We start from the raw sequence: 14,116 nt of genomic DNA on the forward strand, positions 1-14,116 counted from the left end.
GCGGGATAAGTCATGTTCAACGTCGACGACGAAAAACGCCCGGTTCCGCGTGCATCGTTGCTCGATATCGCAGCAGGGGGCCCGCGGGTCTCGGCGCGCGCGCAAAAGCCCGACGCCAAAGGCCGAGGATCCGCCGGCTCGTCGTTGCTCGACCGCTTTGTCGAGGCCGATCAAGCGGCTACACAGCCGGGCTATGCCGCGTCGCGGCATGCAGCTCGCGCGACACCCCAACCCAAGATACCGTCGGCACTGAGCGGTCCGGCTACTCGGCCGCAGCGTGGCCTTGGCGGTGCGGACGGCAAGATTGCCCGGTGGCTGGCCGGTCGGGATGCGGACGACGCCTCCGACGGTTCGGGTGGAGATGCATTGCTGCCACCCGGTGACAGACCGCTCGTCGACATCAAGGCCGTGCTTCGCTCCGTCTGGCAGGTTCGTTTCGTCATTGCCGCCACGACGATACTCGGCGCCGTCGCCGGCGTCGCGATCGCCCTGTCGACACCCAGCATCTATCTCTCGGAGAGCAGGCTCTATATCGACCCGCGCGAGGTGCGGCTGACGGATTCCGATCTCTCCAAGCAGTCGCTGGCGACGGAAGCCATTCTTGCGCTTGTCGACAGCCAGCTCGAGGTTCTGCGCTCGCGCACCGTGATGGAGAAGGTCGCACGTGATCTCGATCTGCAGAACGATGCCGAGTTTTCAGGAACTGGCGCGGCGGAAGGCGAAGTCTCGCCGCGCACCCTGCAGAAACTGAGCGACGCCATCCGCGTCTGGCGCGATCCCAAGACCTTCATCGTCATCGTCGAAGCGCAGAGCCGAAGCCCGGAGAGATCGGCGCTGATCGTCAACCGCCTGGTCGAAACCTTTCTGGGCGAGGAGACGGCGGCACAGTCCGGCTTCTTCCAGAAGACCACCGCGGCGCTCGATCAGCGTATCTCCGAACTCAAGGCCGAACTCGATACCGCTGAAAAGGCGATCGAGGAATACAAGGCGCGCAACGATATCGTCGGCGCCGGCGGCGAGCTGATCGCCGACAAACAACTGCTCAGCCTCAGCGATCAGGTCGCTGCTGCGCGCAACCGGATCGCCGAAGCAAAGGCGAAGGCCGACGTGTCCGGCAAGGTCCGGCTCGATGACGTGCTGACCGGCGCCTTTCCGGAGGAAGTCAGCTCGATGGCGCTCGCCGAGCTGCGCAAGCAATATGCGGCGACCAGGGCGCAGTTGAGCTCGCTCGATGCAAGCCTCGGTCCCCGTCACCCGCAGCGCATTGCCGCCGTACAGTCGCTTGAATCCTCCCGCGCCGAGATCGCCAATGAGCTGCGGCGCATTGCGGCCACCGCCCAGACCGAACTCGATCGTGCCGAGAGTGCGGAGCGGGATCTGGTCCGGCAGTTCGCAGCGCAGAAGGCCCGCCAGATCAATTCGTCCGGCGAGATGGTCGAGCTGCGCGAACTGGAGCGAAATGCTGCCGCGACCCGCGAAATCTACGAGTCCTTCCTGAAGCGCGCCAGCGAAACGCGCGAGGAAGAAAAGCTGACGGCCAAGAACATCCGCGTCGTTTCGCGGGCGGAGCCTGCGTTGCAGCCCAAGGGGCCGTCGCGCAAGATCATCGTCATCGGCGCAACGCTTGCGGGCTTTTTCGCCGGTTTCGGTCTCGGTATCCTGCTCGGCATCTATCGCAGCCTGAACGGGTTGTTTGTCGGCCCGAGGGGTGCGCCGCCGGAGACTGTCGACCCGGATCCGCCAGAGCCGGGCACCGACCCGGAACCGGGGCCTGGCGCGCGCAATGAGCAAGAAATGAAGGCGCGCGAACCGGATCTGCCGCCGCCATTCTCGCCAGCAGCCCACCATGCGCAGTCGCTGGCTGCCGCCTATCTCGCTTCGCGCGAGCTGGCAAGCCAGGCTTCCCCGACAAGGCCGTCGCCCCTGGCTATCGAGCCCGAGGACGATCTCGGCATCGCCAAGGTGCAGGACGATCTTCGCGCGCTCAGGTCGCGCGTCGAGAGCTACTCCCGCCAGAAGGTCGCGCGTCGCTGAACCTCAGCATCTGCGAAGAACGAGCAGGCAGCCTTTCAGTGATGAGAGGAAATGTCGCGGCCTGCGCTGCAAACGTGCATCTGGCCATGCCGACCCCTTGCATTTATGCGTTTGGGACAGCATAGGGCGCTTTGAGGCAATCGCCTTTCCCGAGGCGAATTAGAGTGTCCCGCGAACAGGAAGCCAGGAGGAATGCCGTGACGACTGTGATTGATGGCAAGCAGGTTGCCGCTTCGGTTATCGAGGCCGTGAAATCCGCGACACAGGCGCTCGAAACTGATGCGGGCGTGCGCCCCGGTCTCGCGGTCGTGATCGTCGGCAATGATCCGGCAAGCCATGCCTATGTCTCTTCGAAGAGCAAGATGGCCAAGGAATGCGGTTTTCAGTCGGTCCAGCACACCTTGCCTGAAGAAACGACCCAGGAAGATCTGGCGGCGTTGGTTGCCAAGCTCAATGCGGACGCCGCCATCCACGGCATTCTGGTCCAGCTGCCGCTACCGAAGCATCTGAACTCCGAACCGATCATCCAGTCGATCCTGCCGGAAAAGGACGTGGACGGCCTGCACGTCGTCAACGCCGGCAAGCTTGCGACCGGCGATCTCGAAGGCGGTCTGGTTTCCTGCACGCCCGCCGGCGCGATGGTATTCGTGCGCCAGACCCATGGCGAAGACCTTTCGGGCCTGAATGCGGTGGTTATCGGCCGCTCGAACCTTTTCGGCAAACCGATGGCGGCCCTGCTTCTTGCCGCCAATGCGACCGTAACGACGGCCCATTCGCGCACCAGGGATCTGCCGGCAGTCTGCCGCAATGCCGATATTCTCGTGGCGGCTGTCGGTCGTGCGGAAATGGTCAAGGCGGATTGGGTCAAGCCCGGCGCCACCGTCATCGATGTCGGCATCAATCGCGTGTCCGCGCCGGAAAAGGGCGAAGGCAAATCCAAGCTCGTCGGTGACGTTGCATTTTCCGAAGTGGAAAAGGTCGCGGGCGTCATCACGCCGGTACCGGGCGGCGTCGGTCCGATGACCATCGCCATGCTGATGGCAAACACCGTCATCGCTGCCTATCGCAAGGCGGGTCGCAAGCCGCCGCGCTTCTGATCAGCGCAAATTGGTATCCGTCGATATCTGACGCGCCGCCTCTGCGGCGCGTTTTCATTTCTGCGGAGCGGGGCCAGTCGAGGCGCGGACGATCAATTCGGCGCGCCAGAGTTCCTGGTCGGGATAATCGCCGCTCTTGAGGATGCCTGCAATCAGTCGGGTCGCGATGCGCCCGCCGGCTGCCCGGAGCGACGACCGCGTCGTCGTCAGCGGCACGCTGAAATTCTCCGGCTTCAGCATCGGCAGCACATCGTCATGCGCGATCAGCGAGATGTCGCGGCCCATCGCCAGTCCCGCCTGGTTGATCGCCCTGACGGCGCCAAGCGCCAGCACGGTGCTTGAACAGAGCACCGCGGTCGGCGCGTCGGGCTGCTGCAGGAAGCGCTGCATGCTGCGATATCCGTGTTCGTCGGTCATAAGCGAGTGGTGGACGAGGGTTTCGTCGAGGTTGAGCCCATGCTCGGCCAGCGCCCGGGCCATGCCCTTATGGCGGCGGATGGAAAAGGTCAGGTAGTCGGGTCCGTTGATCAGCGCAATCCGCTGATGCCCGAGCTGGATCAGCAGCCGTGTCGCGTCATAGAAGGCGCCGGTGTTGTCGATGTCGAGGAAAGGATAGTCCCGTGCCTCGCCGATCGAGCGCCCATGGACGACAAAGGGCATCGACAGCGATTTGAGCATCGCGATGCGCGGGTCGTTGGCGCGCATATAGGCGAGGAACAGTGCGTCGACGTTGCCGCTGGCGGCCAGGCGCTGGAAGGTCGCCTCCTCGTCTTCCGGCGCGCTCGGATTGAGCACGAAATGGAAGTCGTGCTTGACCGCTTCCTCGCCGAGGCCCGCGAGGAATTCGCCGAAATGCACGTCGGAATCGATGCCGGCCGCTATCGGCATGACCATGCCGATCGAATAGGCCTTGCCGGTAGCGAGGCGCTGGGCGGCCCGGTTCGGCCGATAGCCCGTTTCGCGCACGGCCTGCAGCACGCGTTGGCGGGTTTCCGCATTGACTTCCGGGTAGCCGTTCAGCGCCCGGCTGACTGTCGTCTGCGACAGGCCGAGCAGTTCCGCGAGCTGCTTGAGATTGACCGCCATGGTCAATTTCCCTCCCAAAGCGCTTTGAATATCCGTATGATTTTTATGGTTTGATCCAGCGCCCTCGAATTCTGTAACACTCGTTTTTCATCATACAAAGCGGAATTAGCCGACTTCGCGCTGCAAAAAGTTGCCGCAAAGCAAAATACTGTCGGCAGAAGGCCGGTGAATCGAAAGCTCTTGACTCCTGGAGTGTCGGAATGGTTTGTTAGCAAACTCAAAGCGCTTTGAATTTTGCGCGTTGATGATCTGCCCGGCGGGATCCGGGTTCATCTTGGGAGGAGAACACCGTGAAGAGATCATTTCTGTTGAGCGTGGCTGCGCTGGCGCTGTTTGCGGGCGCTGCCGGCGCTGCGGATCTGAAGTTCAAGCCTGGCGAAGATTCCAAATTCAACTGGGCGAGCTTCGAGGAATTCAAGAAGGGTCACGACCTCAAGGGGCAGACGCTGACGATCTTCGGACCCTGGCGCGGCGAGGACGAAGCGCTCTTCAAGAGCGTCTATGCCTATTTCGTCGAGGCGACCGGCGTCGAGCTCAAATATTCGTCCTCTGAAAACTACGAACAGCAGATCGTCATCGACACCCAGGCCGGCAGCCCGTCCGATATTTCCATCCTGCCGCAGCCGGGCCTGATTGGCGACTTGGCGTCCAAGGGCTACCTGACGCCGCTCGGCGATGATACTCAGAAGTGGCTGCTCGACAATTATGCGGCCGGCCAGTCCTGGGTCGATCTCTCGACCTACAAGGGCAAGGACGGTAACGCCGCCCTCTATGCCTTCCCCTACAAGATCGACGTGAAGTCGCTGGTCTGGTATTCGCCTGAGAACTTCGAGGACGCCGGCTACGAAGTGCCGAAGACCATGGAAGAGCTGAAGGCGCTTACCGAGAAGATCGCCGCTGATGGCCAGAAGCCCTGGTGCATTGGCCTCGGCTCGGGCGGCGCGACCGGTTGGCCGGCCACCGACTGGGTGGAAGACATGATGCTGCGCACGCAGCCGGCCGATGTCTACGACAAGTGGGTCAAGAACGAGATCCCGTTCAACGATCCGGCAGTCGTCGGCGCGATCGACGAGTTCGGCTGGTTTGCCAAGAACGACAAGTTCGTCGACGGCGGCGCGGCAGCGGTCGCGTCCTCCGACTTCCGCGACAGCCCGAAGGGGCTCTTCGCGTCGCCGCCGAAGTGCTACCTGCATCACCAGGCTTCGTTCATTCCGTCGTTCTTCCCTGAGGGCACGGTGATCGGCGAGGATGCCGACTTCTTCTACATGCCGCCTTATGACAGCAAGAAGGATCTCGGCAATCCGGTTCTCGGTGCCGGCACGCTGGCGATGATCACCAAGGACACGCCGGCGGCACGCGCCTTCATCGAGTTCCTGAAGACACCGATCGCGCATGAAGTCTGGATGGCGCAGACGAGCTTCCTGACGCCCTACAAGAGCGTCAACGTCGATGCCTACGGCAACCCGCCGCTGAAGAAGCAGGGCGAGATCCTGCTGAATGCGACGACCTTCCGCTTCGACGGCTCCGACCTGATGCCCGGCAAGATCGGCGCGGGCGCCTTCTGGACCGGCATGGTCGATTTCGTCGGCGGCAAGTCCGCTTCCGACGTTGCCGACAGCGTTCAGAAGGCCTGGGACGCCATCAAGTAAAAATGGACGACGGGCGGCGATTGCGCCGCCCGTCCTGTCCTTGGGTCCGTTGAACGCTTGGCGCGGCAGGGCCCCAACGAGAACGGCGACAATCGCCATGCCCTGCACGCAAAGTGCATTTCAGGGGGAGGGACATGTCATGCAACAGCTCGTCTTTGCCGTAGGAACGATGGTGGCCGGGGTTCTCGGCTGCGCCGCCTACTTCTGGGGAACCAGCTTCATTCTCGATCTGATTTTCCCATCGAAGGGGAGATCTGGTGTCGAGGCGTCGCGCAACCTGCGCATCACCAATGCCATCCGGCCATGGCTGTTTCTCGCCCCGGCGCTGTTCGCGTTGACGATCTACCTCATCTACCCCGTGATCATGTCGGTCTGGTTCAGCCTGCATGACCGCGCCGGACAAAACTTCGTCGGTGCCAGTAACTACGTCTGGATGCTGAACGACGGAGAGTTTCGCCAGTCGATCTTCAACAACTTCCTCTGGCTGCTGGTGGTGCCGGCGCTCGCGACCTTCTTCGGGCTGGTCATCGCCGCTTTGACCGACCGCATCTGGTGGGGCAACATCGCCAAGACGCTGATCTTCATGCCGATGGCGATCTCCTTCGTCGGCGCCGCCGTCATCTGGAAGTTCATCTATGATTATCGCGCCGAGGGCACGGAGCAGATCGGCCTCCTGAACGCGATCGTCGTTGCCTTCGGTGGCGATCCTCAGGCCTGGATCACGCTGCCTTTCTGGAACAACTTCTTCCTCATGGCCATCCTGGTCTGGATCCAGACCGGCTTCGCCATGGTGATCCTCTCGGCCGCCCTGCGCGGTATCCCGGAAGAGACGGTCGAGGCCGCCGTGATCGACGGCGCCAACGGCTGGCAGATCTTCTTCAAGATCATGGTGCCGCAGATCTGGGGCACGATCGCCGTCGTCTGGACGACGATCACTATTCTGGTCCTCAAGGTGTTCGATATCGTTCTGGCGATGACCAACGGGCAATGGCAGAGCCAGGTGCTCGCCAATCTCATGTTCGACTGGATGTTCCGCGGCGGCGGCGACTTTGGGCGCGGTGCGGCGATCGCCGTCGTCATCATGGTCCTCGTCATCCCGATCATGATCTGGAACATCCGCAATGCGGCCAAAGAAATGAAGGGGCACTGAGATGAACCCGGCGACACGCTCCCCTCTCACCTGGGCCGTACATCTATCTGTTCTTCTCCTGGTCGCCCTCTGGACGCTGCCGACCGCCGGCCTGTTGATCTCGTCGCTGCGCGACAAGGATCAGCTCGCGGTTTCCGGCTGGTGGACGGCACTGTCGACTTCGACCCAGAATATCGTCGCCCGCGCGCCGGGTGCCGATACCCAGGTCGAACGCGACGGCAAGTTCGTGATCTCGGGCGACGTGCTTGAAGGCACCTCTGCCGGTGAGGTTTCCGCCTTCGGCTTTTCGAGCCAAAAGCCGACCGCCTTCAAGCCTGGCGAAACTGCTGAGCTCAACGACGGCGAGAAGCTGACCGTCCAGGCCGATGGTAGCTTCGAGATCGTCTCGGACGCGAAGATGGAAGGCTCGCGCGGCCAGCGCATCTTCTTCACCGCCGCCGTTCCGCCGCGCTTCACCTTCGACAATTACGTCGAAGTGCTGAGCGCCGAAGGCATCGGCGCTTCCTTCATCAACTCGCTGACGGTCGCCATTCCTTCGACGATCATCCCGATCCTGATTGCGGCCTTCGCCGCCTATGCGCTCGCCTGGATGCCGTTTCCGGGGCGCGCGATCCTGATTGCGGTCGTCGTCGGCCTGCTCGTCGTGCCACTGCAGATGTCGCTGATCCCGCTTCTGAAACTCTATAACGGCGTCGGCGCCTTCTTCGGCGTGCCGGCCAAGACCTATGTCGGCATCTGGCTCGCCCATACCGGTTTCGGCCTGCCGCTGGCGATCTATCTCCTGCGCAATTACATGGCCGGCCTGCCGCGCGAGATCATGGAATCCGCACGCGTCGACGGCGCCAGCGACTTCGACATCTTCGTCAAGATCATCCTGCCGCTGTCGTTCCCGGCGCTGGCGTCCTTCGCGATCTTCCAGTTCCTGTGGACCTGGAACGACCTGCTCGTCGCCATCGTCTTCCTCGGCGCCGGCCAGGATGAACTGGTCCTCACCGGCCGGCTGGTCAATCTCTTGGGTTCTCGCGGCGGCAATTGGGAAATCCTGACCGCCTCCGCCTTCATCACCATCGTCGTCCCCCTGATCGTGTTCTTCAGCCTGCAGCGCTACCTCGTGCGCGGCCTGCTGGCGGGATCGGTCAAGGGTGGTTGACCTCACAGGGACTTCTGAACGGAATGAGCATGACTGAAATGAGCGAATCCATTTTGCAGGCCGACAAGGATTGGTGGCGAGGCGCGGTGATCTATCAGATCTATCCGCGCTCCTACCAGGACTCCAACGGCGACGGCATCGGCGATTTGAAGGGCATCACCGCCCGCCTGCCGCATGTCGCCTCGCTCGGCGCCGATGCTATCTGGATATCGCCCTTCTTCACCTCGCCGATGAAGGATTTCGGCTACGACGTTTCGAACTATACCGACGTCGACGGGATCTTCGGCAATCTCGCCGATTTCGATGCGCTGATCGCCGAGGCGCATCGGCTCGGTATCCGGGTGATGATCGACCTCGTTCTGTCCCATACCTCGGACCAGCATCCCTGGTTCGTCGAGAGCCGCGCCAGCCGGGCGAACGCCAAGGCGGACTGGTACGTCTGGGCAGACTCGAAACCCGATGGAACGCCGCCGAACAACTGGCTGTCGATCTTCGGCGGCTCGGCCTGGGCCTGGGATCCGACGCGGCTGCAATATTACTTGCACAACTTCCTGACCTCGCAGCCGGACCTCAACCTGCACAATCCTGATGTGCAGGAGGCGCTTTTGGGCGTCGAGCGCTTCTGGCTGGAGCGCGGCGTCGATGGCTTCCGCCTCGACACCATCAACTTCTATTTCCACGACAAACAGCTGCGCGACAATCCGGCGCTGGCGCCGGAGCGGCGCAACGCCTCCACTGCACCGGCGGTCAACCCGTATAATTATCAGGAACATCTCTACGACAAGAACCAGCCGGAGAACCTTGCGTTCCTGAAGCGGTTCCGTGCTGTCATGGACGAGTTTCCGGCAATCGCGGCGGTCGGCGAAGTCGGCGACAGCCAGCGTGGTCTCGAGATCGCCGGCGAGTACACCTCCGGCGGCGACAAGATGCACATGTGCTACGCCTTCGAGTTCCTGGCGCCCGACGCTCTGACACCGGCGCGTGTCGCCGAGGTTCTGCGCGACTTTCACAAGGCGGCGCCGGAGGGCTGGGCCTGCTGGGCCTTTTCCAACCACGACGTCGTTCGCCATGTCAGTCGCTGGGGCGATGGCGTTGCCGATCGCGACGCGCACGCCAAGCTGCTGGCAAGCCTGCTGATGTCGCTGCGCGGCTCGGTCTGCATCTATCAGGGCGAGGAATTGGCTCTCACCGAAGCCGAGCTTGCCTTCGAGGATCTGAAGGATCCCTACGGCATTCAGTTCTGGCCCGACTTCAAGGGGCGCGACGGCTGCCGCACGCCGATGGTCTGGGATAGCACTGCTGCCAATGGCGGCTTCGGCGATGCCAAACCCTGGCTGCCGGTGCCGGCCGAACACCTGAACCGGGCGGTCTCCGCGCAGAAGGATGACACCGCTTCGGTCATGGAGCACTATCGACGCTTCCTGCAGTTCAGAAAGGCGCATCCGGCCTTTGCCAAAGGCGAGATCGAGTTCCGCAGCACCGATGCGCCCGTGCTTGCCTTCGTGCGCAGCCACGGCAACGAGAAGCTCTTCTGCGCATTCAACATGAGCGGTACGGCCGCTACGGTTGATTTGCCGAAGGAGCCAGTGGAAGCGCTTGACGGCCATGGTTTTACGGCCGAGATCAAGAACGACAAGGTCAATCTTCCAGCCTGGAGCGCATTCTTCGCGCGGCTGGTTTGAGACAACGACAGACAAAAGAGACGAAGGGGAGGGTGCGATGACAGGTCTGACGCTTAAAGATATCCGCAAGTCCTACGGTGCGGTCGATGTCATTCACGGCATCAATCTCGACATCAAGCAGGGCGAGTTCGTCGTGTTTGTCGGTCCGTCCGGCTGCGGCAAGTCGACATTGCTGCGCATGATCGCGGGTCTGGAGGAGATTACCGGCGGCGACATGTTCATCGATGGCGAGCGCGTCAACGACGTGCCGCCGTCCAAGCGCGGGATCGCCATGGTGTTCCAGTCCTATGCGCTCTATCCGCATATGACCGTCTACGACAACATGGCCTTCGGCATGCGGATCGCCAAGGAGACGAAGGAGGAGATCGACCGGCGCGTGCGCGCGGCAGCCGATATCCTGCAGCTCACCAAGTACCTCGATCGTCTGCCGAAGGCGCTTTCGGGCGGCCAGCGCCAGCGCGTGGCGATCGGCCGGGCGATCTGCCGCGATCCCAAGGTCTTCCTGTTCGACGAGCCTTTGTCGAACCTCGACGCGGCGCTTCGCGTTGCCACCCGCATCGAGATCGCCAAGCTCAACGAGCAGATGGCGGACACGACGATGATCTACGTTACCCACGACCAGGTCGAGGCGATGACGCTTGCCGATCGTATCGTCGTGCTGTCGGCCGGCCATATCGAGCAGGTCGGCCCGCCGCTCGAGCTTTACGAGCGCCCGGCGAACCTGTTCGTCGCCCGCTTCATCGGTTCGCCAGCGATGAACGTCATCCCCGCGACGATCACCGCCACCGGCCCGCAGACGACGGTGAAGCTTTCTGGCGGCAAGTCGGTGACACTCGATATCGCCACGAACGCGTCGGAAAACGGCAAGACGGCGAGCTTCGGCGTGCGTCCTGAAGATCTCCAGACGGCCAGCGGCGAGGACTTCCTGTTCGAAGGAACGGTCGCCATCGTCGAGGCGCTCGGCGAGGTGACGCTGCTCTATATCGAGGGACTGGTGGAGAAGGAGCCGATCATCGCCAAGATCCCGGGCATCCTGCCCGTTCATCGCGGCGAAAAAGTCCGGTTCACGGCCGATAAGAACAAGCTGCATCTGTTCGAAGCCGGCGGCAAGAGCTACCGCGTCTGACAAAGACCACCATCGTTTGTCTTCAACCCGTCCGATTTTCGGACGGGTTTTTCTTTGCGAAGGCCCTCAATCTACCCTCTGTTAAATTTCTTCCTCTAGCCTGACGGGCAGGGGATACTAAGGGGCCTGTAGAATGACGACCGCGGCACCGGTGATGCAGCAACACTTCCTGAACAAGGAAGAATCTTTCATGTACGATCGCGAAACCACGTTCCCGATGGAGGACACGAGGAACGAGGCGCGGATCGAATATACCGAAAAGGGCATGACGGAGCTGAGCTCCCGCCGCTGCGAAATCATCAAGCTGTCGAAAAGCGGCGCGGTTCTGGGTATCCTGACCAAGTACCAGCTGCCGCAGAATTTCTACCTCGACATTCCAAGCGCCCGCATCCAGATGGTCGGCTGCCTGCTCAAGCGCGTGCACGCCAACAACATCGTCGAAGCGCGCTTCCTGCGGCTCCTGACCGATCGCGACCTCAATCGCATCTTCGTCTACAGCACCCATCCGAACCACCGGAACCGCACACTCGACATCTACCGCTGAACCGGCAAGCGTTCGTGCGGGTGCCCCGTCCGGCCGAGACGGACTGGCGGGCGATGCGCCTTTGCGGCCAGGGACACCGTATTTCGAGGCCTCCAAACTATGCTTGACATGGAGTGTGGGCGTTGGATTGTTGTCGCCTGCACGCCAGAAGCGAGGCAACCGATCGATGAAACGACCCTACCGCCTTTCCTGCCACTGCGGCGATATCTGCATCGAAGTCGATGAGGAGCTCTCGGGGCTGGTCGAGTGCAACTGCTCGACATGCCGGCGCACCGGCTTCCTCCACTGGAAGATTGACGGCAGCAAGATCCGGTTGATCACCGAGAAGCGTCGCCTTTCCACCTATGTCTGGCGCGGCGTGACTGAAGGTCATCACTTCTGCCCGACCTGCAGTGTGGCGATCATGCGCAGCGGCTACCCGAACAATCGCGTCTCGCTCAATGCGCGCTGCATCGAGGATATCGACATCTTCACGCTGGAGGTCGAGCGTTACGACGGTCGAAACGACATGTATCCGGGGCCGCTGAAGTAGCGCTCGTCTTCGCAAGCGCGGCCCGCTACCGGCGGCGAGGGCCGGCAGCGATAGCTCGATGGAAGACAAATCCTCCGCGGTGACGCCGAGGTTCGGCTCAGTTGAACAGCACGCTTGCTCCGTGGTCGGCCGAGCCGGCAATGGCGCGGAACGGTGCGAACAGCTCGCGCCCCATGCCGAACTCGTTGTCCGAGAGATCGGCATGGGCGGGAATGCGCGTCTTGAGCGCGATATCCTCGACAAGCACTTCGATCGTGCCGGTGACGGCATCGATACGCACGATGTCGCCTTCCTGAATGCGGGCGATCGGCCCGCCATCCTTGGCTTCCGGCGTAACGTGGATGGCGGCAGGCACCTTGCCCGAGGCGCCCGACATGCGGCCGTCGGTGAGGATCGCCACGCGCTGGCCGCGGTCCTGCAGGATGCCGAGCACGGTCGTCAGCTTGTGCAGTTCCGGCATGCCGTTCGCCTTCGGGCCCTGGAAGCGCACGACGGCGACGAAGTCGCCTTCGAGTTTGCCGGCCTTGAAGGCGGCGTTCAACTCGCCCTGGTCATGAAAGATCTTTGCCGGTGCCTCGATGACGTGGCGGTCCGGCTTGACGGCGGAAATCTTGATGACCGCCTTGCCGAGATTGCCGGTCAGCATCTTGAGGCCGCCCGAGTGCTGGAACGGCTGGTCGATGGTGGAGAGTACCTTCGGATCGGCGCTTTCGGCCGGCGTCGGCCGGCGCTCGACACCGCCGTCGGCACCGAGGCGGACGTCGATCTTGTAGGCCTCCAGGCCCTGGCCGACGACGGTGCGCACATCGTCGTGCAGCAGGCCGCCCCGAAGCAACTGGCTGATCAGAAAGCCCATGCCGCCGGCGGCATGGAAGTGGTTCACGTCGGCAAGGCCGTTCGGGTAGACGCGCGCAAGCAGCGGCACGATGTCCGAAAGTTCGGAAATATCCTGCCAGGTGAGCAGGATGCCGGCGGCGCGCGCCATGGCGACGAGATGCATGGTGTGGTTGGTCGAGCCACCGGTGGCGTGCAGCCCGACGACACCGTTGACGATCGAGCGCTCGTCGATCATTTCACCTGATGGCGTGAACTCGTTGCCCATGGCGGTGATCGCCAGCGCCCGCTTCGTCGCTTCCTTCGTCAGCGCGTCGCGCAGCGGCGTGCCGGGATTGATGAAGGAGGCGCCGGGCAGGTGGAAGCCCATGATCTCCATCAGCATCTGGTTGGAATTGGCGGTGCCATAGAAGGTGCAGGTGCCGGGTCCGTGATAGGACTTGGATTCCGCTTCGAGCAACTCTTCGCGGCCAACCTTGCCTTCGGCGAAGAGCTGGCGCACGCGCGCCTTCTCGTCGTTCGGCAGGCCCGTCGTCATCGGCCCGGCCGGCACGAAGACTGCCGGCAGGTGACCGAAGGTCAGGGCCGCGATGACAAGGCCCGGCACGATCTTGTCGCAGACGCCGAGATAGACGGTGGAATCGAACATGTTGTGCGACAGGCCGACACCGGCGGCCATGGCGATCAGGTCGCGCGAAAACAGCGACAGTTCCATGCCCGGCTGGCCCTGGGTGACGCCGTCGCACATGGCGGGCACGCCGCCGGCAACCTGGGCGACGCCGCCTGCCTCGTGCGCGGCTTCGCGGATCAGCGCCGGATAGGTTTCGAACGGCTGATGCGCCGAAAGCATGTCGTTATAGGAGGTAATGATGCCTAGGTTGGCGACGCGATCCCCGGCGAGCGCCACCTTCTCGGCGGGGGAACAGACGGCAAACCCGTGCGCGAGGTTGCCGCAGCCAAGAACGCTGCGATGTGGGCCGCTGGACGCCGCACGACGCACCCGATCGAGATAAGGCTCTCGGTGCGGCTTCGAGCGCTCGACGATGCGGGCGGTGATTGCGGCAATGCGGGAATCGGCGGACATGGCAAATCCTGTTCCGGAGTCTTGAGACTCCTCATCTTCATCCAGTCATCGATCCGGAGCGTTGCCTGCTTGGGAGAACGTGCAGGCCACGCCCCGGTATGAGCTCTTTCAACGCCTTCGCGTTCCGGTGGGGCGCCACCGGTTGAAA

General features: G+C 62.7%; 11 protein-coding genes. 9 read left to right on the forward strand and 2 right to left on the reverse strand.

Translation table 11 applies throughout. From position 1 onward, the window contains the following. Positions 1-12 precede the first annotated feature (12 nt). Together ASD52_RS14770 and folD are read left to right on the forward strand one after the other, a co-directional pair. Positions 13-2,034 carry a GumC family protein gene (locus ASD52_RS14770; protein WP_025425957.1) on the forward strand — a complete coding sequence of 674 codons (2,022 nt, stop codon included), beginning with the start codon at positions 13-15 and terminating at the stop codon, positions 2,032-2,034. A 197-nt stretch (positions 2,035-2,231) separates the two neighbouring features. Continuing rightward, positions 2,232-3,131, forward strand: coding sequence for a bifunctional methylenetetrahydrofolate dehydrogenase/methenyltetrahydrofolate cyclohydrolase FolD (folD, locus tag ASD52_RS14775; protein ID WP_025425958.1), 900 nt, complete (start codon positions 2,232-2,234; stop codon positions 3,129-3,131). A gap of 54 nt (positions 3,132-3,185) precedes the next feature. On the opposite strand, the gene ASD52_RS14780 is transcribed toward folD, so the two are convergent. Then, the gene (locus tag ASD52_RS14780; protein WP_025425959.1) at positions 3,186-4,217 is read right to left on the reverse strand and encodes a substrate-binding domain-containing protein; all 1,032 of its coding nucleotides are present in this window, start codon (positions 4,215-4,217) and stop codon (positions 3,186-3,188) included. Positions 4,218-4,507: 290 nt separating this feature from the next. On the opposite strand from ASD52_RS14780, the gene ASD52_RS14785 reads away from it, so the two are divergent. From ASD52_RS14785 to ASD52_RS14815, 7 genes are all read left to right on the forward strand, one after another. Further along, on the forward strand, positions 4,508-5,866 hold the full coding sequence (locus ASD52_RS14785) for an ABC transporter substrate-binding protein (RefSeq protein ID WP_025425960.1): 1,359 nt from the start codon (positions 4,508-4,510) through the stop codon (positions 5,864-5,866). Between the two features lie 139 nt (positions 5,867-6,005). After that, complete coding sequence (locus tag ASD52_RS14790) at positions 6,006-7,016, forward strand: sugar ABC transporter permease (protein ID WP_025425961.1); 1,011 nt, start codon at positions 6,006-6,008, stop codon at positions 7,014-7,016. 1 nt (position 7,017) lies between these two features. After that, positions 7,018-8,166 carry a carbohydrate ABC transporter permease gene (locus tag ASD52_RS14795; protein ID WP_057211547.1) on the forward strand — a complete coding sequence of 383 codons (1,149 nt, stop codon included), beginning with the start codon at positions 7,018-7,020 and terminating at the stop codon, positions 8,164-8,166. A 23-nt stretch (positions 8,167-8,189) separates the two neighbouring features. Beyond that, on the forward strand, positions 8,190-9,848 hold the full coding sequence (locus ASD52_RS14800; protein ID WP_107026830.1) for an alpha-glucosidase family protein: 1,659 nt from the start codon (positions 8,190-8,192) through the stop codon (positions 9,846-9,848). Between the two features lie 37 nt (positions 9,849-9,885). Then, on the forward strand, positions 9,886-10,974 hold the full coding sequence (ugpC, locus tag ASD52_RS14805; protein WP_057211548.1) for a sn-glycerol-3-phosphate ABC transporter ATP-binding protein UgpC: 1,089 nt from the start codon (positions 9,886-9,888) through the stop codon (positions 10,972-10,974). 133 nt (positions 10,975-11,107) lie between these two features. Further along, positions 11,108-11,518: a hypothetical protein gene (locus ASD52_RS14810; RefSeq protein ID WP_057224761.1), complete on the forward strand. Its 411-nt coding sequence runs from the start codon at positions 11,108-11,110 to the stop codon at positions 11,516-11,518. 166 nt (positions 11,519-11,684) lie between these two features. Then, positions 11,685-12,050 (forward strand): GFA family protein, encoded by a 366-nt coding sequence (locus tag ASD52_RS14815; RefSeq protein ID WP_025425966.1) that lies wholly within the window; start codon positions 11,685-11,687, stop codon positions 12,048-12,050. A gap of 97 nt (positions 12,051-12,147) precedes the next feature. On the opposite strand, the gene edd is transcribed toward ASD52_RS14815, so the two are convergent. Continuing rightward, positions 12,148-13,968 (reverse strand): phosphogluconate dehydratase, encoded by a 1,821-nt coding sequence (edd, locus tag ASD52_RS14820; RefSeq protein ID WP_025425967.1) that lies wholly within the window; start codon positions 13,966-13,968, stop codon positions 12,148-12,150. Positions 13,969-14,116: the final 148 nt, after the last annotated feature.

It is taken from the genome of Ensifer sp. Root142, from assembly GCF_001426785.1.
Classification (GTDB): domain Bacteria; phylum Pseudomonadota; class Alphaproteobacteria; order Rhizobiales; family Rhizobiaceae; genus Ensifer; species Ensifer canadensis.

Excerpts from the sequence above, each read along its gene's own strand:
- ASD52_RS14810 (WP_057224761.1), top strand. The coding sequence starts at position 11,108 with ATGACGACCGCGGCACCGGTGATGCAGCAACACTTCCTGAACAAGGAA.
- ASD52_RS14815 (WP_025425966.1), top strand. The coding sequence starts at position 11,685 with ATGAAACGACCCTACCGCCTTTCCTGCCACTGCGGCGATATCTGCATC.
- ASD52_RS14800 (WP_107026830.1), top strand. The coding sequence starts at position 8,190 with ATGAGCATGACTGAAATGAGCGAATCCATTTTGCAGGCCGACAAGGAT.
- ASD52_RS14795 (WP_057211547.1), top strand. The coding sequence starts at position 7,018 with ATGAACCCGGCGACACGCTCCCCTCTCACCTGGGCCGTACATCTATCT.
- ASD52_RS14790 (WP_025425961.1), top strand. The coding sequence starts at position 6,006 with ATGCAACAGCTCGTCTTTGCCGTAGGAACGATGGTGGCCGGGGTTCTC.
- ASD52_RS14770 (WP_025425957.1), top strand. The coding sequence starts at position 13 with ATGTTCAACGTCGACGACGAAAAACGCCCGGTTCCGCGTGCATCGTTG.
- edd (WP_025425967.1), bottom strand. The coding sequence starts at position 13,968 with ATGTCCGCCGATTCCCGCATTGCCGCAATCACCGCCCGCATCGTCGAG.
- ugpC (WP_057211548.1), top strand. The coding sequence starts at position 9,886 with ATGACAGGTCTGACGCTTAAAGATATCCGCAAGTCCTACGGTGCGGTC.
- ASD52_RS14780 (WP_025425959.1), bottom strand. The coding sequence starts at position 4,217 with ATGGCGGTCAATCTCAAGCAGCTCGCGGAACTGCTCGGCCTGTCGCAG.